Source organism: Curtobacterium sp. MCLR17_051 (assembly GCF_003234395.1).
GTDB classification, from domain to species: domain Bacteria; phylum Actinomycetota; class Actinomycetes; order Actinomycetales; family Microbacteriaceae; genus Curtobacterium; species Curtobacterium flaccumfaciens.
In genome coordinates this window covers 141,777-168,039 of sequence record NZ_QKTA01000006.1, presented here as the reverse complement: position 1 = coordinate 168,039, position 26,263 = coordinate 141,777, and the positions used below count along the sequence as shown (strand labels likewise).

The 26,263-nt window shown below is 70.9% G+C and carries 22 protein-coding genes; 12 read left to right on the top strand and 10 right to left on the bottom strand.

Annotated features, from left to right (window positions below):
• Window positions 1–455 precede the first annotated feature (455 nt).
• Window positions 456–965 carry a hypothetical protein gene (locus tag DEJ06_RS07855; RefSeq protein ID WP_146245816.1) on the top strand — a complete coding sequence of 170 codons (510 nt, stop codon included), beginning with the start codon at window positions 456–458 and terminating at the stop codon, window positions 963–965.
• A 239-nt stretch (window positions 966–1,204) separates the two neighbouring features.
• Window positions 1,205–1,708: a hypothetical protein gene (locus DEJ06_RS07850; protein ID WP_146245815.1), complete on the top strand. Its 504-nt coding sequence runs from the start codon at window positions 1,205–1,207 to the stop codon at window positions 1,706–1,708.
• A 260-nt stretch (window positions 1,709–1,968) separates the two neighbouring features.
• Here DEJ06_RS07850 and DEJ06_RS07845 read toward each other — a convergent pair whose 3' ends face one another.
• The 4 genes from DEJ06_RS07845 to DEJ06_RS18230 form a co-directional block, all read right to left on the bottom strand.
• A complete protein-coding gene (locus DEJ06_RS07845) occupies window positions 1,969–2,178 on the bottom strand; it encodes a cold-shock protein (protein ID WP_111038969.1) in 210 nt (69 codons plus the stop codon).
• A gap of 16 nt (window positions 2,179–2,194) precedes the next feature.
• The gene (locus DEJ06_RS07840) at window positions 2,195–3,304 is read right to left on the bottom strand and encodes an acyl-CoA desaturase (RefSeq protein WP_110864824.1); all 1,110 of its coding nucleotides are present in this window, start codon (window positions 3,302–3,304) and stop codon (window positions 2,195–2,197) included.
• 134 nt (window positions 3,305–3,438) lie between these two features.
• Entirely contained in the window at window positions 3,439–4,479 is a 1,041-nt protein-coding gene (locus DEJ06_RS07835; RefSeq protein WP_181436781.1) for an AraC family transcriptional regulator, read from the bottom strand.
• Entirely contained in the window at window positions 4,473–4,805 is a 333-nt protein-coding gene (locus tag DEJ06_RS18230; protein WP_071405799.1) for a hypothetical protein, read from the bottom strand. Before DEJ06_RS18230 ends, DEJ06_RS07835 begins: the two co-directional genes overlap by 7 nt.
• Before the next feature lie 184 nt (window positions 4,806–4,989).
• Between DEJ06_RS18230 and DEJ06_RS07830 the strand changes: the two genes are divergently transcribed.
• Genes DEJ06_RS07830 through DEJ06_RS07815 form a run of 4 tightly spaced genes read left to right on the top strand, consistent with a single transcriptional unit; the run spans window position 4,990 to window position 8,292 of the window.
• Complete coding sequence (locus DEJ06_RS07830) at window positions 4,990–5,778, top strand: helix-turn-helix transcriptional regulator (RefSeq protein ID WP_111038951.1); 789 nt, start codon at window positions 4,990–4,992, stop codon at window positions 5,776–5,778.
• Complete coding sequence (locus tag DEJ06_RS07825; RefSeq protein WP_111038950.1) at window positions 5,771–6,484, top strand: GAF and ANTAR domain-containing protein; 714 nt, start codon at window positions 5,771–5,773, stop codon at window positions 6,482–6,484. Before DEJ06_RS07830 ends, DEJ06_RS07825 begins: the two co-directional genes overlap by 8 nt.
• Window positions 6,481–7,194, top strand: a complete 714-nt coding sequence (locus DEJ06_RS07820; RefSeq protein WP_111038949.1) for a GAF and ANTAR domain-containing protein — start codon at window positions 6,481–6,483, stop codon at window positions 7,192–7,194. The genes DEJ06_RS07825 and DEJ06_RS07820 overlap by 4 nt, the downstream gene beginning before the upstream one ends.
• A gap of 51 nt (window positions 7,195–7,245) precedes the next feature.
• A complete protein-coding gene (locus DEJ06_RS07815) occupies window positions 7,246–8,292 on the top strand; it encodes a LacI family DNA-binding transcriptional regulator (protein ID WP_111038948.1) in 1,047 nt (348 codons plus the stop codon).
• Window positions 8,293–8,363: 71 nt separating this feature from the next.
• Here DEJ06_RS07815 and DEJ06_RS07810 read toward each other — a convergent pair whose 3' ends face one another.
• Genes DEJ06_RS07810 through DEJ06_RS07795 form a run of 4 tightly spaced genes read right to left on the bottom strand, consistent with a single transcriptional unit; the run spans window position 8,364 to window position 14,070 of the window.
• A complete protein-coding gene (locus DEJ06_RS07810; protein ID WP_111038947.1) occupies window positions 8,364–10,883 on the bottom strand; it encodes a TIM-barrel domain-containing protein in 2,520 nt (839 codons plus the stop codon).
• A 10-nt stretch (window positions 10,884–10,893) separates the two neighbouring features.
• On the bottom strand, window positions 10,894–11,805 hold the full coding sequence (locus DEJ06_RS07805) for a carbohydrate ABC transporter permease (RefSeq protein WP_111038946.1): 912 nt from the start codon (window positions 11,803–11,805) through the stop codon (window positions 10,894–10,896).
• Window positions 11,802–12,773 carry a carbohydrate ABC transporter permease gene (locus DEJ06_RS07800; RefSeq protein ID WP_071405804.1) on the bottom strand — a complete coding sequence of 324 codons (972 nt, stop codon included), beginning with the start codon at window positions 12,771–12,773 and terminating at the stop codon, window positions 11,802–11,804. Before DEJ06_RS07800 ends, DEJ06_RS07805 begins: the two co-directional genes overlap by 4 nt.
• Window positions 12,774–12,798: 25 nt before the next feature.
• A complete protein-coding gene (locus DEJ06_RS07795) occupies window positions 12,799–14,070 on the bottom strand; it encodes an ABC transporter substrate-binding protein (protein WP_111038945.1) in 1,272 nt (423 codons plus the stop codon).
• Window positions 14,071–14,328: 258 nt separating this feature from the next.
• Here DEJ06_RS07795 and DEJ06_RS07790 point away from each other — a divergent pair, with 258 nt between their 5' ends.
• Both DEJ06_RS07790 and DEJ06_RS07785 read left to right on the top strand, forming a co-directional pair.
• Window positions 14,329–14,613: a YrhK family protein gene (locus DEJ06_RS07790; protein WP_111030383.1), complete on the top strand. Its 285-nt coding sequence runs from the start codon at window positions 14,329–14,331 to the stop codon at window positions 14,611–14,613.
• A 53-nt stretch (window positions 14,614–14,666) separates the two neighbouring features.
• Window positions 14,667–16,496, top strand: a complete 1,830-nt coding sequence (locus DEJ06_RS07785; RefSeq protein WP_258372440.1) for a BCCT family transporter — start codon at window positions 14,667–14,669, stop codon at window positions 16,494–16,496.
• Between the two features lie 174 nt (window positions 16,497–16,670).
• On the opposite strand, the gene DEJ06_RS07780 is transcribed toward DEJ06_RS07785, so the two are convergent.
• Window positions 16,671–17,825, bottom strand: a complete 1,155-nt coding sequence (locus tag DEJ06_RS07780) for a low temperature requirement protein A (protein WP_181436782.1) — start codon at window positions 17,823–17,825, stop codon at window positions 16,671–16,673.
• 151 nt (window positions 17,826–17,976) lie between these two features.
• On the opposite strand from DEJ06_RS07780, the gene DEJ06_RS07775 reads away from it, so the two are divergent.
• Both DEJ06_RS07775 and DEJ06_RS07770 read left to right on the top strand, forming a co-directional pair.
• Window positions 17,977–23,448: a discoidin domain-containing protein gene (locus DEJ06_RS07775; RefSeq protein ID WP_111038943.1), complete on the top strand. Its 5,472-nt coding sequence runs from the start codon at window positions 17,977–17,979 to the stop codon at window positions 23,446–23,448.
• 33 nt (window positions 23,449–23,481) lie between these two features.
• Entirely contained in the window at window positions 23,482–24,228 is a 747-nt protein-coding gene (locus DEJ06_RS07770) for an NADPH-dependent F420 reductase (RefSeq protein ID WP_111038942.1), read from the top strand.
• A 10-nt stretch (window positions 24,229–24,238) separates the two neighbouring features.
• Here the strand turns inward: DEJ06_RS07770 and DEJ06_RS07765 are convergent, their stop codons facing one another.
• Window positions 24,239–24,607 (bottom strand): helix-turn-helix transcriptional regulator, encoded by a 369-nt coding sequence (locus DEJ06_RS07765; RefSeq protein WP_111038941.1) that lies wholly within the window; start codon window positions 24,605–24,607, stop codon window positions 24,239–24,241.
• 89 nt (window positions 24,608–24,696) lie between these two features.
• On the opposite strand from DEJ06_RS07765, the gene DEJ06_RS07760 reads away from it, so the two are divergent.
• On the top strand, window positions 24,697–25,296 hold the full coding sequence (locus tag DEJ06_RS07760) for a type 1 glutamine amidotransferase domain-containing protein (RefSeq protein WP_220035445.1): 600 nt from the start codon (window positions 24,697–24,699) through the stop codon (window positions 25,294–25,296).
• Entirely contained in the window at window positions 25,289–26,236 is a 948-nt protein-coding gene (locus DEJ06_RS07755; RefSeq protein WP_111038939.1) for an SDR family NAD(P)-dependent oxidoreductase, read from the top strand. Before DEJ06_RS07760 ends, DEJ06_RS07755 begins: the two co-directional genes overlap by 8 nt.
• The last annotated feature ends 27 nt before the right edge of the window (window positions 26,237–26,263 follow it).

Sequence of the window (26,263 nt, the reverse complement as noted above, 5' to 3'; positions counted from 1 at the left end):
ACATCTCCGAAGACGCCGCCGGCCTGCTGAACAAGACCTTCGGCACCGACGCCGTCAAGCGCGGCCTCCTCGTCGGCACCGCCACCATCACCGCACAGATCAAGTAACACCCCGCACCACCAGTCGGCCCGGACCACGCAGCAGCGTGGCCCGGGCCGACTTGCGTCGCGGCTCGTGCGTCGAGCGGTACCGGGCGTACCTGGCGGAACCGGTCATACCTGGCGGAACCGGGCGTACCTGCTGGAATCGGGCGTACCTGGTCGGTTCTTTCGACCAGGTACGCCCGTTCTTGCGAACCACCGCGCGCGCGATGGGAAAGAACGTACGCGGCGGCAGCCGCCGCCCGAGGAAGTGAACCTGTACGATTTCGGGAACCTCATGGACCAGCACAACAAGGTTGCTCGGATCGAAGGAAACCAGGACGTCCTCGACGACCTCGTGGAGGAGATCTTCCCGTGACCAGACGTCCGGCCATCTCATCCGCCGTCGGGGTGATCATCGCCCTTTCACTGACCGCATGCACCGGAGGGCACCCCCTGACGGGAACACCGACGACCTCATCGGGTTCCGATCAGGCGGAGGCCCGCGCTGCGGTCGAAGAGCGCACTGGTGCCGTGCAACGGAAGATCGCCGACACGTTCGACGCCGAGAAGGTTTCGTCTGAGATGACTCGGAAGTGGGTACTGCTCGCATGTTCTGATGCAGAGGTGCAGTCTGCCGGCGGTATCACCCTGCGGCTGACGAAGTCTGAAGCCGTGGATCTCGCGTACGGCAAGGTCCGGTCCGATTTCTCAACGGACCCCTCGTTCACTGCCGAGACCGACCGGACCGGCAAGGGCCTCGAACGGCTCGCGCTCAGCCGCGGGACAGGCGAGCGATACCTGGTCACTGTCGACAACGAATCGCTGACCGTCCGGATCGCCTCGTTCTCGCCCTGCTATCGGGGTTCCTTGTCCGACCGTTGAGCACACCGATGCGCTGGAGGACCGTGGTGCCGGGACCGCAGGTCTCGACGAGGCCTGCGGCGATCTGGGCAAGTGAACGCCCGGCTCGTTCCTGGGCTGAGCGACACCTCACGGGGTCTGAGGGGCGTGAGCTGTCGCTAACCACGAATCACGCCCAAGACCATGGACGAGACGGACAAGGTCGCACGCATCGAGGGCGATCGTGCCGTCCTCGACCAACTCGCCGAGGAGATCTTCGAGTGACCACCCGCTCCGCTTGGTTCGTCGCGGGTTTCGTGACGACGTTCGCACTGTCCATCACTGCCTGCGCTCGAGGACCATCGATGAACGAACAATCCGAGCCGGGCGCAACCACCTCGGTGTCCCGGACAACTGCTGAACGTCGCACAACGGAGATCCAGGACCGGGTGATCGGTGCGATCCCGGACGACGCGGTCACCAGCAGCCGCACGATCGACTGGACGCTGTTGGCCTGCTCGGACACCGCTGTCTCGGCAGCGGGCGGCGCCGCCATCACGCTGGCGCGGCCAGTGGACGTCGATGAGACCTACGACGCGATGACCGCCGCTGTGCGGGACGACGGGTACACGGCCGCCACTGACACGACCGACAAGGGCGCGAAGCGATTGACGCTCACCGGGACGAACGACGACCAGCACCTCATCACGATCTACAACGACACCAGGAAGGTCCGGTTGTCGTCGTTCTCGCAGTGTTTCCCGGGTTCGTTGAACGACGAGTGAGTGAACGCCCGCCTCGTTTCGGGCTGAGCCACACCTTGCGTGGTTCACCGGGCGTGGGCTGTCGTCCGGCGCGAGATCACGGCCCGAGCTCGTGGTGCGCCGGGCCGGCGGCAGCTGCCGCGACTCGGTTCCGCGGACAGGCTGCGGGTGACGGGAGGCGCGGTCTGTCCGGCAGGGCGAGACTCAGTCGGCCGCGACCACGCGCGCAACGAGCAACGCCCCGACCGGACCGGTCGGGGCGTTGCTCGTGGTGGTGCCGATCAGCGGATGATCGAGATGTTGTCCGCCTGCGGGCCCTTCTTGCCGGGCCCGATCTCGTACTGCACGTGGTCGTCCTGGGCGAGCGGCCGGGAGCCGGTCGACGCGACGATGCTGGAGAAGTGCGCGAACAGGTCCTGGGACCCGTCGTCGGGGTGGATGAAGCCGAACCCCTTGCTGTGGTCGAACCACTTGACGGTGCCCGTGGGCATGGCGGTCAGCACGGCGTCAGTGGATGCGCAGCTGCGCGACCATGGGGCACGCGAAGGGGTCGCGGGCGGCGAGTCCGACGCGGTTGAGGTACCGGACGACGATCCCGTAGGAACGCAGCAACGTGGTCTCGGTGTACGGCACGTCGAGGGTGTCGCAATGGTCACGCACGAGCAGGCGAGCCTGCTTCAGCGCCGGACGCGGCATCGACGGGAACAGGTGGTGCTCGACCTGGTAGTTCAGGCCACCCATCAGGAACGACACCCACCAGCCGCCACGGATGTTGCGCGAGGTGCGCACCTGGCGGGAGAAGAAGTCGACCTTCGCGTCGTGGGCGATCGTCGGCATGCCCTTGTGGTTCGGGGCGAACGAAGCGCCCATCATCACGCCGAACACGGCCAGCTGCACCCCGAGGAACGCACACGCCATCCCGAACGGCAGGAACCAGAACACCACCGTCAGGTAGATCGCGAAACGGGCAACGAGCAGGGCGCCTTCGATGAGGCGGTGCTTCTTGTCGGCCTTGGTGCCGTTGCCGGTGACGATGGACATCACGGCGTAGCGGTGCAGGTTCAGGCCCTCGAGCGTGAGGAGGGGGAAGAAGAGCCACCCCTGGAAGCGCATGAAGGTCTTCATCGCGCCACCCTTGACGGCGGCGGCGTCCTCCGGCAGGAACCGGATGCCGTCGGGGGCGATGTCCGGGTCCTTGCCGACGGTGTTCGGGTTGCCGTGGTGACGCGTGTGCTTGTTCATCCACCACGAGTAGCTGAGGCCCACGAGGAACGTGCCGAGCCAGCGGCCCGCGCGGTCGTTCCACTTCTGGGACTCGAACACCTGACGGTGCGCGGCTTCGTGCGACAGGAACGCGAACTGCGTGAACAGCACACCCAGCGCGCCGGCCACGATGAGCTGGAACCACGAGTCACCCAGGAACGCGAACGCGACCCAGGTGAGGGCGAGGCTGCCGACGAGTGCGCCGAACAGTGCCCAGTAGAAACCGGTACGACGGCGCAGGAGGCCGTTCTCCTTCACCTGCGCCAGGAGCGCGGAGTAGGTCGAGGTGCCCTTGCGGGCCCCCGTAGCGGGACGAGTGCGGGTGTAACCCGGAGCGAGCGGAGTGGTGGTCATGTGGACCGCCTTCCGGTACGGATCGGTCCTTCAACCGGTTCGAGGGAGTTCACGCGATTGCGCTTGCGGCGACCCTAGGGGCCGAACTTGCGTGTTCACCGTGGTGTCCAGAACACGTTGCGCAGTGCACGAACTCAGCCCGCGTGGCGCTCCGGACCGTCCGCGCACCGACCGGACGATGCGCGCAACGTCTGCCCCGGGTACTCCCCGAACCGACGGAAGTACGTGCCCGAGAACCGCCCCAGGTGCCGGAAGCCCCAGGCCATCGCGGCCTCGCTCACACTGGTCTCGTGCCGGCTGCTGGACTCCAGTGCCGTGCGCACCCGATCGAGCCGCATCCGCAGTAGGAACGTCATCGGCGACACACCGTGCTCCCGCATGAAGGCCGTCTGCAGGGTCCGCGGGCTCACGCCCACGGCGTCGCAGATGTCGGCCAGGCACAACGTCCGCTCGCAGTGTCCTTCGAGGTAGGCCTCGGCGAGCTCGACCGTCGACGGCGTCACCGCACGGCGGAGGACCGCGGGCGTCCGCACGCCGAAGGCTCCGAGTACGGCCTCGACCAGCGCGACCTGCGCACCGGTCCGGGCACCGGACGTGAACCCGTCGCGCGTCGCGGTGACGGCCACCTGCTCGACGCACCGGCGCAGGTGTTCGAGGGCAGCGACGGCGGGCTCGGCACCCCGCGTCGGCAGTTCGGACGCTGCTCCCAGCGACGAGCGCACCTGGTCGAGGAGCGACCGGTCGATGCTCACGAGCTGCAGCGTGCCCTTCGGGGCGCGCACCGAGAACTCCCCGGACGTCGGCATCAGGACGGGCGTGCCCGGGCGGGTCTCGAGGACGACGCCGTCCTCGACGGCGATGCGGACACCTCCGGTGCTCGACCACCCGACGACGATGCGGTCGATGGGCTCGAAGACCCCGGAGAAGCCGGAGGTCGCCGACGCGGTGACGAGGCTCACGCAACCGTCCCGTCGGGTCCGGTAGCGGAACCGGAACGGCAGCCGGAAGGCGTCGTCCTCGACGTCGAAGCGCACGTCACGGCCGTGCCCGGCCTGGGCGAGCACGCGTGCGGCGAAGGCCCGGTCGGTACCGGATCGTTCGGTGCGGCGTCGCTGCGCGTCGATCCTCGCGGTGACGGTCCGGGCGGCGTCGATCCCGTGGACCGCGGTCAGCACGGTGCCTCGTCGAAGCGCTGTCCGCAGCGGTGTTCGAACCAGGCGCGGGCGTCCTGCAGGCTCGCTCGCCGGTCGTGCTCGTGCAGCGCCGCCATGAGCGTGCAGTCGAACCCGTCCACCGTGCGCTCGATGAAGCCGAGGAGCATGTCGGGGTCCCCCCATGCAGCTGCGGCGTCGACCACCCGCCAGCACCCGGCGTCGACCGGCTGGACGCGGATGTCCGTCGGGTCCGTCGCGGCGAGCGCACGGATCCGATCGGTGTGGACGACCTGCTGCCAGACGGCGGCCTCGGTCATCACGGTCGTGGATCCCTGGCGGTGTCCCATCGCGCCCTCCCTGTCGGTTCGATGTGGCGCATCGCTTCGACCGCGATGCACGAGACACTTTCAGTATCGACAGGACGATTCCGGTCATGTCAGGGGTTGACTTCGTACCGCGCAAGGTGGATCATCCGTCGCCTCGATCGGTGCCCTGGGAGCGCGCCATCGGCGGGTCCCGTACGGTCGGCGCATGAGCGACGGGAGCAGCGCGACCCAGGACGGCCCGCCCCGACTCTCGCGTGCGGTCCGGGATGCGATGCGGTTCGTCCACGAGCAGGCTGCGACCCACATCACCGTCGCCGACGTCGCCGCGGCCGTGCAGCTGTCGCCGCGGAGCCTGCAGAAGCGGTTCCAGGCCGAGATCGGGCAGTCCCCGGGAACCTTCCTGCGCGCCGTGCGCCTGGAGGGTGTCCGTCGCGACCTGCAGGAAGCCTCCGGGGCGCCGGACCGGCGGACGATCGCCGAGATCGCCGAACGCTGGCAGTTCAGCAACGCGGGCCGGATGGCTGCGGCGTTCCGTGCGGCGTACGGCATCGCGCCCTCGTCGGCGCTGCGGTCCTTCGTTCCCGAGGACGACGAGGACGGCGCACCGAGCCTGTCGGACCGGAACCAGCGGCGCTTCCGCCTGGTGCTCGACTGCGAGGTCGACGTCGACGACGCGAAGGCGGTGCTCGCCGGTGCCCTGCAACGCGCGGGGACCGGTCCGTGGCGGGACTACCGGCCGGACGGCGGCAGCGAGGACCTGATGGCGTTCCTGCTCGGCAACGCGGTGCGGACGGTGGTCCGTGAGACCTCCGGCGTGACGCTGGTGGCCCTGGACGCGATGCTCCGGGTGCAGGACGAGCAGGGGTCGTACCCGCCCGCAGAGCTGCCGGCCTGGCGCGCCGGCCCACCGCCGAACGTGCCTGCGCCGTCCGGATCGTCCGACACCGACCAGCGCGTAGGATCGAGAGACGGCAGGGAAGGCGCCCATGGATGACGCATTCGAGCGTGCACTCCGTGCGCTCCGGTCGGCAGAGATCGCCGACGACGAACTCAGTCGGCCGTTCGCGCTCGCGCTGCCGATGGGCGGTGTCTCGATCTCGACCTTCGGTGACCTGTGCCCGAGCGAGACCGTGTCCGCGACCGACGAGGTCGCCACTCGCGTCGACGAGATCCAGTTCGACCTGTCCGAGGGACCCTGCTGGACCGCGCTCGCGACCGATGCTCCAGTGCTGGAGACGGATCTCGTGCAGCGTCCGAACGCCGCGTGGCCTGCCTTCAACGATGCCGTCCGGAGCGAACCCGTCGGCGCGGTCTTCGCGTTCCCGGTCGCCTTCGGGCCGTTCCCGCTCGGCGCGGTCGACGTGTACGTGCCGGAGCCCGCGACGATCGAGGACGACACCGTGCGGCAGGCCATGACCCTCGCCTCGGCCGTCAGCCGCCGGGTCCTGCGCCGCGCGCTCCGCTCCATCGCGGACGAGGACGACGCCCTGCTCGACCGCAGCCCGTCGTCGCGGCGCGTGGTGCACCAGGCCACCGGGGTCGTGCTCGCGCAGCTCGACATCAGCCCCGAGGACGCCTACCTGCTGCTGCAGGGCCACGCCTTCGCCCGCCGGACGACGATGCGGCGGGTAGCGGAGGAGATCCTCGACGGCACGGTCCGGTTCGAGAAGCGAGGCGACCTGATCGAGGAGGTCCAGTGACGACGGCAGGCAGAGAAACCCGGATCCTCGAGACGTTCACGTCGCTCGCCGACACCCTGGTGGACGCCTACGACGTCGTGGAGCTGCTGCAGACCCTGGTGGAGACCTGCGCCGACGTGCTCGGCATCGACGCCGCGGGCATCCTGCTGGCGAACGACGACCAGGAGCTCGAGGTCGTGGCCTCCACCTCCGAGGCGACCCGGCTCGTCGAGGTGCTGCAGCTCGACGCCGAGGCCGGCCCCTGCATGACCTCGTTCGCGACCGGACGGGTCGTGACGTGCCCGGACATCGAGGTCGCCCCGGCGGAGTGGGCGATGTTCCGCACGGGTGCGCTCGCGCTCGGGTTCCGCTCCGTGCACGCCGTCCCGCTCCGGCTGGGGAGCAACGTGATCGGCACGCTCAACCTGTTCGGGGCCGGCGTCGGTGCCCTCGCGGAGTCGGACCTGCGCGTCGCCCGGGCCCTGGCCGACGTGTCCACGATCGGCATCCTGCACGAACGGTCGCTGCGCGAGCACGAGGTCGTCCGCGCGCAGCTGCAGCGGACAATCGGGTCACGCGAGGTCATCGAGCAGGCCAAGGGCGTCGTGTCGTACCTGCGCGGCGTCTCGATCGAGGACGCCTTCGCGGTGATCCGTGGGTACGCGCTCGAGCACCACGAGCCGCTCTCCGAGGTAGCCCGCGCGATCGTGCAGCGCCGACTCGTCCCCTGACGAGCCCGGCCCCGCCGGGTCCGGTGCCCCTCCGCCCGCTACGGTGAGCGGATGGGCAAGGTCACGCTGCAGGACGTCGCCGCACACGCCGGCGTCTCGATGAAGACCGTGTCCAACGTCGTCCGCGGCTACCAGCACGTCAGCGACCCGATGCGCAGCCGGGTGCAGGCCGCGATCGACGAGCTCGGCTACCGCCCGAACGTCTCGGGGCGGTCCCTGGCGACCGGACGCTCGAACATGCTCGCCTTCGCGTTCCCCGACCTGCGGCGTCCGTACTTCGCCGAACTGGCCCACGTGTTCTCCCGGGTGTGCGCCGACCGCGGCTACCAGCTCCTGCTCGAGGAGACCGGCGGCGACCCCGACGGTGAACGCTCGGCGGTGCGGGGACGTGAGGCCGGTGTGGTCGACGGGGTCGTGATCCACCCGCAGGTGCTCACGCCCGAGGCGATCGACCGGATCCGCGGGGACACCGCCGTGGTGTTCCTCGGCGAGGACGTCCGGCCCCCGCACGCCGACCAGGTCGTCATCGACAACGCCGGGGCTGCCACCGAGGCCGTCGCGCACCTCGTGGCGCTCGGCTGCCGCCGCATCGGGTTCTTCGGGCACGAGACCGGCCCGTCGTCGCGCACGTCCGGACTGCGTCTGGACGGCTACCGCGCCGGACTCGTCGCCGCGGGCCTGCCGCTCGACGACGCGCTGCTGGTCCCCCGCGAGGTCGGTGACGCCGCCGGCGCCGAGGTCGCCTTCGGCGCCGCGCTCGACGCCGGACTCCGCGTGGACGGTGTGCTCTGCCGCGACGACCTGGCTGCACTCGGGGCGCTCCGGGCGATGCGCCTGCGCGGCCTGGACGCCCCCGGTGACGTCGCCGTCGTCGGGTGGGACGCGGTCGGACTCGGGTCGAGCCTGGTGCCGAGCCTGACCTCCGTCGCGCCCGACACGGTCGCCCTCGCCGACACCGCGCTCGACCTGCTGGTCGAGCGGATGGACGGCTCCGACGTGCCGGGCCGGCTGGTCACGGTCGGCCACCGCCTGCTCGTCGGGGAGAGCGCGCCGTACGCGGACGGCACGTCGGACCGGGCGGCGCACCAGGGCGCGTGAAGGGCGGACGGGAGGCACGGCGCGCGCCCGGCCACGAGCCTCCAGTCCGCCTCTTCCCCCGTCGCGTGCCGTCAGCGACCTGCGGGAGCCGACTCCCCCGGGTGCACGCTGCCGAGCAGCTCGACGACGACGTCCCGCAGGGCGTCGGGCAGGCCGACGGTGCCGAGCTCGACGATGCGGTCCGCACGCGGCAGGTCCTTCGCCAGGACCTCCCACGCCTCGAGCTTCTCCGGATTGCCGGCCTGCGCGCCCTCGAGGACCCGCCGCACGGCCTCCCGTGCGTCGACACCGACGACCGGAGCGCCGACCAGCGTGACCGATCCGCCCGACGCCGAGTCGACGGACACGTCGACCGAGAACCGGTCGGCCGAGCGTGCCGACGTCGGTTGCCCGTCGGCCGGTGCGGCGAGGAACGTGATCCGCCAGTCGCGGTGGGCGGGGACGACGTCGAGGGCCCCGGTGGTGGCGTGCACCCGGAACTCGGCGTGCTCGGGATCCCAGGTCAGGCGGGTCCGGGCGGTGCGGCTGCCCTCGCCCTCGTGGTCCTCGACCAGGGTGAACTCGCCGGTCGCACCCGGTGCGACGAGGACCTCGAACGCCGTCGGGTTGACGGTGGCGTCGAGCTGGTCGGCCGCGGCGAGCGGCAGGATCCCACCGGCGCGCAGCAGGACCGGCACCGTGTCGAGCGTGCGGTGCAGGTCGACGAACCGGTCGCCCGCGTACACCGTGCCGGTGAAGACGTCGGTCCAGGTGCCCGGCGGCAGCCAGGCCCGGGCCACCCCGTGCCGGCTGACCGGGTCGCTCGGCGCCACGATCGGGGCGACGAGCAGCTCCGAACCGAACGCGTAGGTGTTCGGCACCCGGTACGCCTCGTCGCGGCGCGGCTCCAGGTGGTAGAGCGGCCGGACCAGCGCGGTGCCCTCGGCGGTGCCGTGGTTCATCGTGTGCAGGTACGGCACCAGGCGGTGACGGAAGCGGAGTGCCTCCCCCATCGCGGCGCGGGCCTCGGCGGGGAACGCCCACGGCTCCTTGCGGATGAACGGGTTGTTCGCGGAGTGCAGGCGCATGATCGGCGAGAACACCCCGAACTGCACCCAGCGGGTGGCGAGCTCGTCGTCGCGGACGCCGCGCGTGTGGCCGCCGATGTCGTGGCTCCACCAGGGGTAGCCGATGTTGGCGGCGGTGGCGGTGAACTCGGGCTGGAACGCCAGGGACGCCCACGACACGACGGCGTCGCCGGAGAACCCGACGGCGTACCGGTGGCTGCCGGGGCCGGCGTAGCGCGAGAAGGTCATGCCGTCGACGGGGGCCGGGACCGCGGTTGCGTCGGTGTCTGTGTCCGCGGTGGTGTCTGTGTCCGCGGTCGTGTCGGCGGTTGCGTCGCCGGACGGCGCGTGTCGCGCCGAGTCGAGCAGGTGGAAGTGGTTGAGCAGCCACAGCGGGTCGACCCCGGGCAGCCCGGTCTCACGACCCTGCTGCCAGTCGATCCACCAGAAGTCGACGCCCTGTTCCTCGAGCGGGCGGTGCAGCTGCTCGAAGTAGGCCTGCAGGAACCGCCGGTCCGTCGGGTCGAACGCGATCGGCTGCTCGGTCTCCGGGTCGACGCCCATCGCCCGGGCCACCGCGGGGTAGGCGTCCTCGAACGCCCGCACGCCGTCGGCCGGGTGCAGGTTCAGCGTCGTGCGCATCCCCCGGCGGTGCAGCTCGGCGAGGAACGCCTCGGGGTCCGGGAACAGCGACGGCTCCCAGGAGTACCCCGTCCAGCCGTTGCCGAAGCGCGGCGGGACCGAGTCCACCCGGTGCCAGTCCATGTCGATGACGGCGACCGAGAACGGCAGGTTTTCGGCGGCGAAGCGGTCCAGCAGCTCGAGGTACGAGGTGTCGCTGTACGGGTGGTACCGGCTCCACCAGTTGCCGAGTGCCCACCGCGGCATCCGTGAGGGCGGCCCGGAGACGGCGTGGTACGTGCGGAGCGCGGCGTCGTAGTCGCGGCCGTACGCGAAGACCGTGACGTCGCGGCGCCCGGGGACCCGTGTGCCGATCCAGCCGTCGTCCGCGAACAGGAACGACTCGCTGTCGTCGAGCGCGGTGATGCCGTCGCGGGCCAGGATCCCCGGCTCGAGCGGCATCCGGCCGTCGACGTCGTCGAGGGTGCGGCCGGTGCCGCCGAGGTCGCGCGGCTCCTGCCCCCAGCGCCAGCGGTTGGCGTCCGGACCGGTGGTCTCGACGACCAGGCCGCTCGGGCTGAAGGGGCGGCCGTCGTAGCGCAGGCGGGCGCGGTCCGTGGTGACGACGACGCCGGCGCCGGGGCCGGTGCCGGTGCCGTCGGCGCCGGCCGACCGCTCGACGGTGAACGCCGGCACGGGCAGGCGGCGGCGCATCGCGAAGGTCGATGCGCGGTCCTCGAACCCGCCGTCGTCGCTCCACTCGATGCGGAACGCCCCGGCGTCGAGCACGGTGATGCGCCAGTGGTCGCCGGTGACGACGGCCGCGGGGTCGGCGACCGGGTCCGACCCCGGGAACGGACGGATGGTGGGGAGGACGGCGCCGGTGGTGCCGGTCGTGCTGGTGCCGGTGGTGCTGCTGCTCACGTGGTGCCTCTCAGCTCTTGACCGCGCCCTGCGTCACGCCGCTGATGACCCAGCGCTGCGCGAACAGGTAGACGATGATCGTGGGCGCCATCGCCATCAGGTACGAGGCGAAGGCGACGTTGTAGTTGGTGCCGAACTGACTCTGGAAGATGTTCTGCACCACGGGCAGGGTCTGCAACCCCGGATCCGCCGTGATGAGCGACGGCATCATGAAGTCGTTCCACGATGCCAGGAACGCGAAGATGCCGACCGTCGCGTTCATCGGGCCGAGGAGCGGCAGGATGATCCGCCAGAAGATCTGCCACGTGGACGCCCCGTCGATGCGGGCGCTCTCCTCGAGTTCGACCGGGATCGACCGCAGGTACGCCGAGTAGAGCAGCACGCTGAACGACAGTTGGAACATGGCGTGCAGGATCCCGACGCCGATCGGGTTGTCGAGGCCGATCTCGGCGGTCAGCTTGATCTGCGGCAGCGCCACCACCGGGAACGGCAGGAACATCGCCGCGAGCAGGTAGACGAACGAGTACCGGAAGAACCGCTTGTGCCAGTTCCGGACGATCGCGTACGAGGCGAACGAGCTGAGCAGCAGCGTCGCGACGACGGTGAGCGCCGCGACGCCCAGCGACACCGAGAAGGACACCGGGAACCGGGTCAGCTGCCAGGCCTCGGCGAACGAGCCCGGGTTGAACGGGAACGGCAGCGAGAGTGCATTGCCGTCGACGGACTGCTCGGTCGTCTTGAACGCCATCGAGAGCGTCACGTACAGCGGGATGAGCACGGTCAGCGACGCGAGGCCGAGGACCACGGTCAGCGTCCAGTTCGTGCCGCCCAGTCGTCGGCGGGGGCCGCGGCCGGAGCGACCGGTGCCGCCGGTGGTCACGGCGCGGGTGTCGGTCGGGGGTCGTGTGTCGATGGCGGTCATGCGAGTCGCAGGTTCCTTCCGCGGGTCGCCGCGAGCTGCAGCACGGAGATGAGGACGGTGATGATGAAGAACACGGTCGCGTTCGCCATCTGGTAGGCGTAGTCGCCGCCGGTGAAGCCGCCGAAGATGGTCATCGCGACGCTGCTCGTCGCGCTGCCGGGGCCGCCGTTGGTCAGGCCGACGATCACGTCGTAGGCGCCGAGGTAGCCCTTCACACCGAGCACGGTGTTGATGACGATGAAGCCGCCGAGCAGCGGGAGCGTGATCGAGCGGAGCTGCTTCCAGCCGGTCGCGCCGTCGAGCGCACTGGCCTCGTACAGCTCTTCGGGGATGGACGTCAGGCCCGCCGTGTAGATGAGGAGCGCGCCGGGCACGGTCTGCCAGGCGGACACGATCACGATCGCGAGCCAGGCGAGGTTCGGGTCGCCGAGGATGCTCTGCTCGAGCGGGCCGAAACCGACGCTCGTGGCCAGGGCCGGCACGGTGTTCGAGAACAGGAAGTTGAACACGTAGGCGACGATGATCCCCGAGATCACCATCGGGATGACGAACACCGACCGCAACCCGGCGGCGAACCGGATCTTCTTCGCCAGGGCGATCGCCAGGGACAGCGCGACGACCTGCGTGACGACGACGGTGACGGCCGCGAAGCCGAGCGTGAAGCCGTACGACGCCAGGATCGCCGGGTCGGAGACGAGCGCCTTGTAGTTCTCGACGCCGATGAAGTCCCACTGCCCGAACCCGAGGTAGTCGGTGAAGCTGTAGAAGACGCCGACGCAGGCGGGGGCGACGACGAACGCCGTGAACAGCACGAGGGCCGGCACGAGGAACAGGTAGTACATGCCCTCCGTGCGGCTGAGTGAACCGACACCGCGGGAACCCACACGCCGGTGCGTGCGGGCTGCGTCGGTCGCCGGTCCGGAGGTCGCCGGGTCGGTGTCGCGGGAGAGCGGGGTCTGCATGGTCATGGTGGCTCCTGTGTCCTGGTCCGGCTCAGACCGTCGCGGAACGGCCGGCGAGCCGCCGCCAGTCCGAGTCGAGCCGCTGCAGCATCGAGGTGAAGTCCCCGCTCCGGATCGCCGACTGCAGGTAGTTGCCGAGCGGGATCGACGTGGGGATGAAGGTGCCGGCGCCCTGGTAGAACGCGGCGTCGTCGACGTACTGCTGCAGGCCGGCGAGGCGCTCGTCCTGCTGCGGGGGTGCGTCGATGCGGGGCGAGTACGCCAGGTTGTCGCGGTTGTAGGCGTCGATGACGTCGGGCTGCATGAGGAACTCGACGAGCTCCTTCGCCTGCTCCGGGTGCTCGGACGCCGTGGGGATCCAGAGCCCGAGGTCGATGTTGACCCGGGCCTTGCGGTCGCCCGGGTCGTTCGACACCGGCAGGGCGAAGGTGCCGACCGGCAGCTCGTCGTCGATCAGCGCGATCTGCCCGAGCGCCCACGGGCCCTGCAGGTACATCGCGGCCTCGCCCTTGCCGAACGCCAGGTTGCCGTCGGCGTAGGCCCGGGTGGCGTGGTCGCGGTTGAAGAACGACGAGATGGTCTTCGCGCGCTCCATCGGCACCGCGAAGTCCTTCTCGAACGACACCTCGGAGTCCGGGCCGACGTCGGCGCCGAGGGCCTTCATCTTGCGGAAGAACGAGCCGGTGTCGACGAGGCTGCCCACCGAGTAGTCGAACAGGCCCTGCCAGAGCGTCCAGGTGTCCCGGTCGGTGGCGTAGATCGGCGTGATGCCGGCCTTCTGCAGGGTCCGGCAGACCTCGACGAACTCGTCCCACGTCGTCGGGACCGGCAGGTCGTGCTCGGCGAAGATCCGCTTGTTGTAGATCACCCCGGCCGCGGCGAGCGAGTACGGCAGCACGCTCGTGCGGTCCTCGAACTTCGCGTACTGGTTCGTCAGGGTGTCGATGTCCGGTCGGACCCGCGCTGCCGACGGCAGGTCGCTGAGGTCGCTGAGCACGCCGCGCGAGATGTACCGGGCGAGCTCGAGGTTGTCGTTGAAGCACCCGACGTCCGCCGGTTCGCCGCGGACGAACTGCGGGGCGATGGCCGCCGTGCTGTCGTGCACGACCGACAAGCCGGTGTGCTCCCCCTCGAACCGCCGCAGCAGCTTGTCGAAGTACGCGATGACCTCCTGCTTCTGCTCGTAGAAGCGGAGCGTCGTGGCACCACCGGCGGCACGCCCCGGGGTCGCGCACCCGGCGAGCGCCATCGTGCCGAGTGCGATGCCACCGGCCGCGCCCGCGAGGAACCCCCGCCGGCTCACCGCCGCCTGGAGTGTTGCGGTCCTGCTTCCCACCATCGGGTCTCTCCCTCGTCGCGCATCGTCGCGCAGGCTCCTGTTTACAGCGCTGTAATGCGTACGTCAACGTTGTAATCGCATGTGGCAGTAGTCGGTGCACCCTACGGACAGGAGGCACGGTGCCAGCCCGCCCCGCGCCTCCCGTCCGCCGCGCAGCGCGTCCACGGCCGCGCGCCGCCGCCCACCGGGACGGACACGGCACGGAGCTGGCAGGATCGTCTGATGGCTGAGGACGAACGGGACATCGCACTCCGGGTGGGTCACGAGGAGCTCCGCATCCGCGGGGTCTACGAGACCATCAGCATCATCAACGACGTGATGGTGGCGCTCTGGTTCATCGTCGGCAGCGTCCTCTTCTTCTCCGAGACCACCACGACGGCGGGCACCTGGCTGTTCCTGATCGGGAGCGTCCAGCTGCTCATCCGTCCCGTGATCCGGCTGTCGCGGAGGCTCCACCTCGGTCGGGTCGGCCGGGGGAACCCCACGGAGTCCGCGCGCGATTTCTGAACCACGACACGCCTGGGCGAACACACAGGAACGCGAGCAGGCACCATGGAGGGATGGCAAGCACCACTCCTCCCCTGCCCGGACCCGTGACCACGACACCGCAGTTGCGGCGGTGGGTGTTCTGGCCCGCCGCCGTCATCGTGCTGGGGTTCGTGGCCTTCACCCTGATCTCCCCCTCCACCGCCGAGGCGCTGTTCCTCGGTCTGCAGGACGGCATCGTCAAGAACTTCAGCTGGTACTACGTGCTGATCGCCGCGTTCTTCGTCGGCTTCTCGCTGTTCGTCGGCTTCAGCCGCTTCGGTGACATCAAGCTCGGCAAGGACCAGGACGAGCCCGAGTTCTCGACCGGTTCCTGGTTCGCACTGCTCTTCGCCGCCGGCATGGGCATCGGCCTCGTCTTCTACGGCGTCTCCGAGCCGCTCAGCCACTTCGCCTCCCCGCGCCCCGGCGTCACCGGGAACGAGAAGGAGCTCGCGCAGCAGGCACTGACCCAGACGTTCCTGCACTGGGGCCTGCACGCGTGGGCGATCTACGTCGTCCTCGGCCTGGCCCTGGCGTACGCGATCCACCGCCGGGGACGCCCGGTGTCGATCCGCTGGGCCCTCGAACCGCTGCTCGGCAACCGCGTCCGCGGCGGCTGGGGCAACCTGATCGACGTGATCGCCCTGGTCGGCACGCTGTTCGGTGTGGCGACCTCGCTCGGCCTCGGCGTCATCCAGATCGGTGCCGGACTCGAGAGCGCCGGCATCGCCGACAGCAGCATCGTCAGCCAGATCGCGATCATCGCGGTGATCACGGCCGTCACGATCGTCTCGCTCGTCACCGGCGTGACCAAGGGCATGAAGATCCTGTCGAACTTCAACCTGCTGCTCGCCGCCGCGCTGCTGCTGTTCGTGCTCATCGTCGGCCCGACGCAGTTCCTGCTGCGTGACTTCGTGCAGTCGATCGGCTCCTACCTGCAGAACATCGTCGGCCTGTCGTTCAACGTCACCGCACAGCAGGGCGCCGAGGGCGAGGCCTGGCAGGGCGCCTGGACCACCTTCTACTGGGGCTGGTGGATGTCGTGGGCGCCGTTCGTCGGTGTCTTCATCGCCCGCATCTCCAAGGGCCGCACGGTCCGCCAGTTCGTGTTCGGTGTCCTGCTGGTGCCGACCGCGCTCACGTTCCTGTGGTTCGCCGTCCTCGGTGGCACCGCGATCCACCGCCAGACCGACGGTTCGGGCGGCCTGATCGGCTCGGACGGGTCGGTCGACATCGAGGGGTCGCTGTTCGCGGTCCTCGGTGACCTGCCCGCCGGCATTGTCCTGACCTACGGCGCGATCCTGCTCATCGGCGTGTTCTTCGTGACCTCGTCGGACTCCGGGTCGCTCGTGATGGCGATGATCGCGTCGGGCGGTGACATCGAGCCGAAGAACTGGCTGCGGGTCTTCTTCGCCGGTGTCGCTGCGCTGCTCGCCGTCGCCCTGCTGCTCAGCGGTGGACTGAACGCCCTGAAGACGGCGGCGATCACGACCGCGTTGCCGTTCAGCATCGTCCTGCTGCTCACCTGTTGGTCGACGATCATCGCCTTCACGCGCGAGCGCCGGGCCTACGACAAGGCCGAGCGCGAGGTGTTGCTCGAGCACGTCGGCGCCTACTACGGCCTCGAGGTCGAGGCGCCGACCGAGCGTCCGGCACGGTCCGGCCTCGGCCGCCCCTGGGCCGCGGTGAAGAATCGTGTGCGCGGCGGCCGCGGAACCGCGGCCCCGACGGTGGGCGCGGGCGCGCTCGACGACTTCCCGGTGCGGCCCGAGTCGATCTCGGCTGACCCAGCGGTCGACCCGAGCCTCGACGCGCGACCGGCAGCGGACGACGGGCCCGCGACGGAGCAGCCGGAGCGCTGACGCGGCGCGCCACGCGCCGCGCGCGCACGCGCCATGTGGTGCGAGGTTCCGTGTTCGGTGCGACGAACGTGCCCTCGCACCAGAGACGGAACCGCGCACGGGCCGTCGACGCGACCACCTGACGGACGGGAGGCACGGTGCCAGCTGGCACCGTGCCTCCCGTCCGTCAGTGCGTCAGGTGTCGGTCCGTGCGGACGCGACCTCGAGGGTCACGACGACCGCCACCACGGCGAGCGCCGTGACCGGCAGCGACACCGCCGGCACCGCGATCGACGCGAGGACGACGAGCACCAGGGCCACCACGACGGCGTTGGCCCGTGCCGACAGCGACGGCCGGATCGCGAGCGCCCAGATCGACAGCACGAACACCGCGACCGGCACCGCGACGGTCGCGGCGACCGAGGCGGACGACAGCACGACGTGTCCGGCGTCGGCGCTGACCGCGACCTCGATGCCCGCGGGCAGGGCACCGGCGGCGGCGAAGACGAAGTAGTGGCCGTAGCCGAACACGAGCGCGGTGGGCAGCGAGCGGATGTGCGCGTGCTGCTCGCGGGAGAAGTAGATCCACCACATGCCGACGGTGATCACCAGCCCGCAACCGGCGAGCGCCAGCAGGGCTCCGAGGTGCTCGGTGTGCGCGAGGGCGTCGATCACCGCGCCGGCCGAGGCCACCAGCCCCTCGCCCAGGACGATGAGGGTGAACAGGGAGAACCGCTCGGCCAGGTGCCGGGTGTGCCACGGGGCCGTCCCCGTCGAGGTCTGCGCCCAGATCGGCACCGACAGCTCGGCGAGCACGAGGAACGGTGCGGCGTACCCCCAGACATCGTCGGGCAGGGCGAGTGAGACCACCCAGAGCAGCTGCACGACGGTGACGCCGACGGCGTGCAGGATCGCTGTCCGCCGGTACCGGATGGAGGACGCGGCGGCGCGGATCCACTGCCCGACCAGGGCCAGCCGCATGACGACGTAGCCGATGACGCCGATCGTGAAGTCGTTCTCGACCATGGCCGCGTGCACCCCGGCGGCGAGGACGAGCACCCCCGCCATCTGCACGAATGTCATCACCCGGTAGAGCCAGTCGTCGGTGTCGAACGACGTGGCGAACCAGGTGAAGTTCATCCACGCCCACCAGATCGAGAAGAACACCAGCCCGTAGGCCAGGACGGCGGAGGCGACGTGTCCCTCGAGCTCGATCTCGTGCAGGTTCGTCGCGGCGAAGCCCACCGCGACGACGAACACCAGGTCGAACAGGAGCTCCAGCGGGCTCGCGGCGCGGTGTCGCTGGTCGGGGTCGCGCGGCACCATCCGGCGCAGTCCGATGGTCGGCATGGGGCCAACGGTAGGGCATCCCCAGAACGCGGACTGCTGACGGTGCGACCGTCACGGCCGATCTGTCCGGGTGCAGGCCCCGCACCACCAGACCCCGCCGTCCACGGCCGTGTACGTCGTGCGCGGCCGAACCCCTCCGACAGGAGTCCCGGTGACCTCACCGCGTCCCGCCGTCCGTCCCAGGTCGTTCCGCCGAGCGGCCGTCAGCGCCACCGCCGGCGCGCTGACCGCCGCCACGCTGCTGGCGTTCGCCGTCACCCCGGCGCACGCCGCGACCTCGGACACCCCGCGCTCACCGGCCGATCCGACCGCTGCGGTGGCCGCACCGCAGGAACAGCCTGGAGGCTCGTCCCGCGTCGGTCCGGCCGCGGACGGCGTGCAGGTGGGTTCCGGCTCCTACGCGCCGGCGCCGCCGGACGAGATCACGGACATCGCCGACGTGCGGAAGACGCTCGACCAGGAGCTGTACATCGACCCGTCGAAGGCCGGCGAGCCGGCGCCGACGAACCAGTGGTGGACGGACCTGCTGGTCAGCAAGTACTCCGGCGACATGTGGGCGTACCCGTTCGTCTCGTCGAACAGTGCCGCGGGCACGAAGGTCACGATCCCGACGCGGTGGAACAGCGACGGCACAGCGATGCGCCTGGAGTCCCCCGTGACGGTGGGCGGGACGGTGGAGCCGACCCCCGACGCGAGCGACCGCACCCTCGCCGACTTCGAGGACGGCCTGCCCGACGGCTGGACCGCGACCGGTGACGCGTTCACCGGCACGGCCACGGGGACGGCCGCCGGGCAGAGCGCGGTCTCCGGGTGGCTCGGCGGACGCTTCCTGAACTCGTTCAGCGACGAGGACGGCGACGGCGCGACCGGCACGCTCACCTCGCCGGCGTTCACGATCGACCGCTCGACCCTGGCGTTCCTGGTCGGCGGTGGCCGGCACCCCGACCACGAAGCCGTGCAGCTCCTGGTCGACGGCGACGTCGTGGCGAGCAGCACCGGGACGGACAGCGAACAGCTGCGCTGGGACAGCTGGGACGTCTCCGCCCACCGAGGGCAGTCCGCGCAGCTGCGGATCGTCGATGACCTGCGTGCCGGGTGGGCACACGTGCTGGTCGACCAGGTCCTGCTCACCGACGCCCCGGACGGCCTCGCTGACCGCTTCGCGACCACGTTCCGGGCGAAGCAGGCCGATGCGCTCCGCTGGGGCGACTGGAACGTCAGCTGGCGGATGCCGCAGGACGGCCCGGGCGGGCAGTACATGGACGTCACGAGCGTGCAGGGTTCGCCGTACGAGTGGTTCGAGTTCCACGGCATGACCCCGCGCCTCACCCTGCAGGACGGTGCCGAGATCACCGATGGGGACGGCGAACCGCTCGACCTGCCGGTGACGACGGACCGGTTCGAGATCCGCCAGGACGGCCACGTCTTCGGCGTGCACGCCCCCGACGGGACGACCTTCACCCGTGTCGGGAACGCGCTGGAGGCCTCATCCGGCACGCCCTACCTGGTGCTCAGCGCGGTGCCCGAGCAGGGGCTGTCCCTCGACGACCTGCACCGCACCGCCTTCGCGGTCCCCCGTGACACGACGATGACGTACTCGTACGACCCGGCGGCGGCGAACGTCCGCCAGCAGTGGGCGATCCGCACCGACCCGCTGCAGGGCGACGACCACGACACCGTGCAGGGCTGGCTGCAGCACCAGTACGCCGACGCCACCACGAACCTGCGCTTCACCGGCGCCACGTACGAGACCCCGCGCGGCACCATGCGGACCACCGTCGGCCACGACGGCTGGACCCTGGACTACGCGTTCACGGGCATCACGCCGATCGGTGCCACGCCCGAGGCGGTCGGGGAGGACCCGTACTCCGAGCAGGTCATGCGCGAGTACCTGCACGACTACGCCGCGAGGACGACGTACGGCGGGGACACCTACTGGGGCGGCAAGGACGTCCTGCAGCTCGCCGAGTACATGACCATCGCGCGGCAGATCGGTGCCACCGAGGACGCCCGGACGCTGCAGGACACCCTCGAGCGCGCCCTGACCGACTGGTACACGTACACGGACGGCGAAGCGGAGCACTTCTTCGCGATGTACCCGACGTGGAAGGCCCTGATCGGGTTCGCCGACTCGTACGGGTCGGCCCAGTTCAACGACAACCACTTCCACTACGGGTACTTCGCCGTCGCGACCGCCATGCTCGGCCGGGTCGACCACGAGTGGGCCGCGAAGTACCAGGGCATGGCGACACTCGTCGCGAAGCAGTACGCGAACTGGGACCGCGACGACGCCCGGTTCCCGCACATGCGCACGTTCGGCGTCTGGGAAGGCCGGTCGAACGCCGGCGGTGTGTCGTCACCCGGCGGCAACAACCAGGAGTCGTCGTCCGAGGCGATCCAGTCCGAGGCGGGGCTCTTCCTGCTCGGCTCGGTCCTCGGCGACGAGGAGATGCAGGCCGCCGGTGCGGTGCAGTACGTCACCGAGCGCGCGGCCGTCCGCGACTACTGGCAGAACGTCCGCGGCAACCCCGCCTCGGCGTCGTACGACGGCAACGGCGCGTTCCCGGACGAGTACGAGCACGGGCAGGCGGGGATCCTGTTCGACTCCGGGCAGGCCCACGCGACGTACTTCTCCGGCGACCCCGCCTGGATCTCCGGCATCCAGTGGATGCCGATCGCCCCGTGGTTCGACTACTTCGGCTGGGACCCGGGCTTCTCGAAGGCCCTGATGCGCGAGATGATGGCCGCCCGCCCGGAGTCCATCGGGCAGGCCGGCGTCACCGACGGCAACGCGGCACGCATCCAGATGCTCACGAAGAAGTGGTGGGGCGTCGGCAGCTACGGCGACGTGAAGATCACCCGCGACCGCCCGGCCGCGATCGGTGAGCTGCAGGACGCGATCCGCGCGGTCGAGACGAACCACCCCGGGTACATCACCCGACGAACCGCGGCGAACCCCCTGTACGACCCGGCCACCGACACCCTGCTGGTGAGCGTGGAGGACGACGGACGGGTGGTGTTCCCGGACCGGTACTGGACCCCGGAGAACCTGCCCGACTCGCTGGTGCCCACTGAGCTCGACGGTCCCACCGCCGACCGGAAGCCCCAGGACTGGCCGACGCCGTCCCCGCTGATGCCGTTCCTGGTGGACGACTTCCGCGCCGACACCGCGACCATCGACCAGCTGTACGGCGTCGACCTCACCGACCACACCCCGGGCGAGGACACCGAGCACGCCGCACGGGTGTTCAGCGGCATGGGTGACGCCCTCGGCAACGTCGTGCTCGGGTTCCTCGGGCAGTACGACCCGGACACCTACGCCGACGTGCACGCCGCACTGTGGGCCGCCGACGACCCGGCCGTGACCGGACAGTCGATGGCTGGCCTCGTCTACCACCAGGCGATGTCGAACCGGACCGTCGGCACCGAGGTCACCGACCGGCACACCTCGGACCCGCTCAGCCAGGTGTTCCGCGCACCGGACGGCACGATCAGCTACGTGCTCGACAACCCCGACACCGTGCAGCACACGTACGACGTCTACGAGGGCACCGAGGTGATCGGCCAGATCGCGGTCCCGGCCCAGACGCAGATCACGTCGCACCTGGACGCGCGGCTCACCGAGGTGGTCGTCAGCACCCAGGGCGCCCCGAAGACGATCGTCCCCGGCGCGACCACGACCTTCACCGCCACCTGCTACGACCAGTACGGCGCCACCGTCGCGCTGGACGAGGCCACCTGGTCGACCGACACCGGCACGATCAGCGCCGATGGCCTCCACCGCGCATCGGAGCGCGCGGAGCAGGCGACGGTCACCGCCACGATCGGCGGGGTGCACGGGTCGTACGCCTTCCGGGTCGCACCGGCACCGGTCCTCACCGGGTTCGACGTCACGCCCGGCTTCGACCGGCTCGTCGTCGGGACGCCGCAGCGGTTCCGTGCCGCCGGCCACGACCAGTACGGCGACCCGGCGGCCCTGCCCGCCGACGTCACCTGGTCGTACACCGGCGCCGGGAGCGCCGGGACCGACGGCACCGTGACGACCACCGCCGCGGGCTCCGGGTACGTCGTCGCGACCGGTGGCGGTGTCGAGGGCTCGGCGGTCGTCGCCTCGGTGACGTCGATCCCCGACGCCGCAGCGGCTGCCGACGTCGACGCGAGCTCCTCGGACGGCGGGAACGTCGCCGGGAAGGCCGTCGACGGGGACCGCAGCACCCGGTGGGAGAGCGCGCACGGTGTGGACGAGGTCGACTACACGATCGACCTCGGGCGGCTGACCGACGTCGACACCGTGCGGGTGGACTGGGAGAACGCCGCCGCCGCACGGTACGTGCTGCAGGTCCGGGACACCGCCGACGACCCCTGGCGCGACGTGCGGACCGTCGACAAGACAACGGCCGACATGGACACGGTGCCCGTGGGCGAGACCGCCCGGTTCGTGCGCCTGCACCTGACCGACCGCCTCACCGGGTACGGGTACTCCATCTGGGAGGTGCACGTGTCCGGCACCCCGGCGGCCTCGACCGTCGACGTCGAGGACGTCCTCGTCGCGCCGCGCACCGCGACCGTCCGCACCGGTGACACGGTCCGGATGGCGGCCTACGGGTTCGACCGCCACGGGTTCGGCGGGCGGCTCGCCGCGGACCGCCCGGAGTGGGCCGTCGACGGCGGCGGAAGTGTCGAACCGGGCGGCGTCGTCACCGCAGCGACCGAGGGCGGCGTGACCGCGACGGTCACGGCCACCGTGCCAGGAGCATCCGGGACGGCCACCGTCACGACCCTCGACGAGGCGACCGACGGTGACGACGACGGCGGAACGGCACCCGCCCGCTCTCGTGACATTGCCGCCGGCAAGCCCGTCACCACCTCGTCGGACGAGCGCGGCGACCTGTCCGGCGGCAACGCGGTGGACGGCGACGACCGGACCCGGTGGGCCAGCGCAGCACGCGACGGCGAGTGGGTGGCCGTCGACCTCGGGCAGGTCGTGCCGATCGACCAGGTGCAGCTCGACTGGGAGGCCGCGTGGGCCGAGGCCTACCGCGTCCAGGTCCGCGACGACGAAGACGCCCCCTGGCGGACCGTCGCGGAAGAAGACCACGGGACCGGCGGCGAGGTGACCCACCGGCTGGAGGGCGACGACGTCACCGGCCGCTGGGTCCGGGTCGTCGCGGACCGCCGGCACACCGCGTTCGGCGTCTCGCTCTGGGCGCTCCGCGTCACCTCGACGCAGGGCGAACCGACGCCGGACCTGGCACGACGGGCGACCGTGTCGTCGTCGGCCGACGAGGGCGACGGCGTGCCCGCGCACAACGCCGTGGACGGCGACCCGGGATCGCGCTGGGCGAGCGGGCACACCGACGACCAGTGGCTCGCCGTCGACCTCGGCGCACCGCACCGCCTGCACGGCGCGGTGCTTCGGTGGGAGGACGCCTTCGGACGCTCCTACCGGATCGAGGCGCGGAACGCGGGCGACGACGGGTGGACGACGCTCGCCACCGAGACCGACGGTGACGGCGGGACCGACCGGCACGCCCTGGACGGCTCGTGGCGGTACGTCCGCGTGCACGGTGTCGAACGGGCGACCCCGTACGGCTACTCGCTGTACGACCTCGAGATCCGGTAGCCGGGGCAGCACCCGTCGGACGACGCCGCCGCGGTGCGGTTACGTCGTCCGACGGATGCCCCCGACCGGCCGGACCACGGATCCTGGCGGGACACCACCCGCACCACGTCAGGAGCACGGACCATGACCAGCACCCCCCTCGAGACCCTCGGCATCATCGGCGCCGGCAACGTCGGCGCGCAGATCGCCCGCCGCGCGATCGCCGTCGGTCTCGACGTCGTCCTCGCGAACTCCCGCGGGCCCGAGACGCTCGAGTCCCTGATCGACGAGCTCTCCCCCGGTGCCGGAGCAGCCACCGTCGCCGACGCCGCCCGGGCCGGTGACGTGGTCGTCGTCTCGATCCCGATCAACGGCTACCGGGACCTGCCGGCCGAGGCGTTCGCGGGCAAGGTCGTCGTCGACACCGGCAACTACTACCCGGAGTTCTTCGGACCGGTGGACGAGCTCGAGCAGGGCGCGGTGCCGACCACCTCCGAGCTGCTCCAGCAGTCGCTGCCGGATGCTCGCGTCATCAAGGCGTTCAACAACCTCGGCGCCGCCGACGTCACCACGGACGGGTCCCCCGCCGGAACGCCGGGGCGCCGAGCCCTGACCGTCGCCGGGGACGACGCGGACGCGAAGGCCGTCGTCACCGAGCTGCTCGACCGGTTCGGGTTCGACGTGGTCGACGTGGGACCGCTGAGCGAGGGCTGGCGGTACGAACGCGACCAGCCGGCGTACGGCGTGCGGCACGACCGGGCCGGCATGTCCGCCGCTCTGGCGGCAGCGGCTCGCCGCTAGCCCGCCGCCGTCACCCGGGCGCCGCCTGCGCCTCGGGGTCGTCCCGCACCGCAGCCGCGACGAGGGTGTCGAGCAGCCCGGGCCAGCGCGCCTCGAGCGCGTCCCGGCGCAGCTGCACGGCGTGCTCGCGTCCCGTCACACGGGTCCGGGTCAGTCCGGACTCGCGCAGCACCTTGAAGTGGTGCGAGAGCGTCGTCTTGTGGATGTCGAGTCGGTAGTCGGTGAGGTTGCACGGGTGGTAGTCGCCGTCCGACAGTCGCTCGATGATCACGAGTCGCGCGGGGTCACCGGCCGCCCGGAGCACCCGAACGAGTTCGAGGTCGTCGACGTCGGGCAGCGGGAAGGGGTCGTGCCCGACCTTCGACTCTTCGTTTGACATGCATCAAACCTATCAGGAATGATCTCAATGGTTTGATGCTTGTCAAACAAAGCCGAGGCAACGACCTCGGAACCGAAGGAGTGACCACCGTGCCCACCACCACCGACCCCCGCGTCACCGACAACCGTGCCGCGATCCGCGCCGACCGACCGCCCATCGGCCGCATCGCGATCGTCACCGCGGACCGCGTCGAGGACGTCGAGTTCTTCTACCCCTACTACCGGTTCGTCGAGGCCGGCTACGACGTCGACGTCCTGACGCCCGACGGCGGGACCGTCACCGGGTACGTCGGCCTGTCCCTGCGGACCGGGCTGCAGCGCGTCGCGGACGCCACCGCCGAGCACTACGACGCGGTCTTCATCCCCGGCGGCCTGGCCCCGGCCGAGGTCCGGACCGTCCCCGAGGCCCTGGCGTTCCTCCGGGACTTCGCCGCCACGGGCCGACTCATCGGTGCCGTGTGCCACGGACCCCAGGTCCTGGCCTCCGCCGGGCTGGTCGACGGACGCAGCCTGACGTCCTGGCGCGAGGTCGCCGACGAGGTCCGTGCGGCCGGCGGCACCTGGATCGACGAGCCGGTCGTCGAGGACGGCCAGTTCGTCACCGCCCGGAAGCCCGGCGACATGCCGCAGCAGCTGGCCCGGATCCTCGAGCGGCTCGCCACGGCACGGACGGAACGCGACGATGTCTGATCCCGTCCGCACCCCGTTCTCCGCGTCCGCCACCGCGGCCGACGTCCTCGCCGACGTGGACCTGCACGGCCGCCGGTACCTGGTGACCGGCGGCGCCTCCGGCATCGGCGCGGAGACCGCCCGCGCCCTCGCCGGTGCCGGAGCCGAGGTCGTCGTCGGGGTGCGCGACACGGCCCGCGCGGACGCGGCGTTCGCCGACCTGGAGGCCCGTGGCCTGGTCGTGCCGCGTGCGCTCGACCTCAGCGACCTCGGTTCCGTGCGCCGCTTCACGGACGCGTGGCAGGGCACGGTCGACGGGGTGGTCGCCAACGCCGGCGTGATGGCCCTGCCCGAGAAGCAACTCGCGGCATCGGGTTGGGAGATGCAGCTCGCGACGAACCACCTCGGTCACTTCGCCCTCCTGCTCGGGTTGCGGGAACACCTGTTCGCCGCCGGGTCCGCCCGGGTGGTGACGGTGAGCTCGACCGCGCACCTGCGCTCCCCGTTCCACTTCGAGGACCCGCACTTCGCCGTGCGTCCGTACGACCGGTGGGCCGCCTACGCGCAGTCGAAGACGGCCGACGTGCTCCTCGCGGTGGGCGTCGCGGACCGCTGGGCGGAGCACGGCGTCACCGCGAACGCGGTGATGCCCGGCTGGATCACGACCCGGCTGCAGCGCCACCTCGACGACGCGACACTCCGGGCGATGGGCGCACTCGACGACGACGGCAACCGGATCGAGCAGCCGTTCTTCAAGACCCCGGCGCAGGGCGCGGCGACGTCGGCACTGCTGGTCGCCTCCCCGCTGGTCGCCGGCGTGACCGGGCGGTACTTCGAGGACAACCAGGAGTCGCCCGTGCTCGACGACGGCACCGGCCACGACCGCGGGGTGGCGCGGTACGCGCTGGACCACGTTGACGCGGAGCGGCTCTGGACGCTGGGTTCCGGATACGTCACCTGACGGATGCTGCCGGGACGGGCCTCCTGT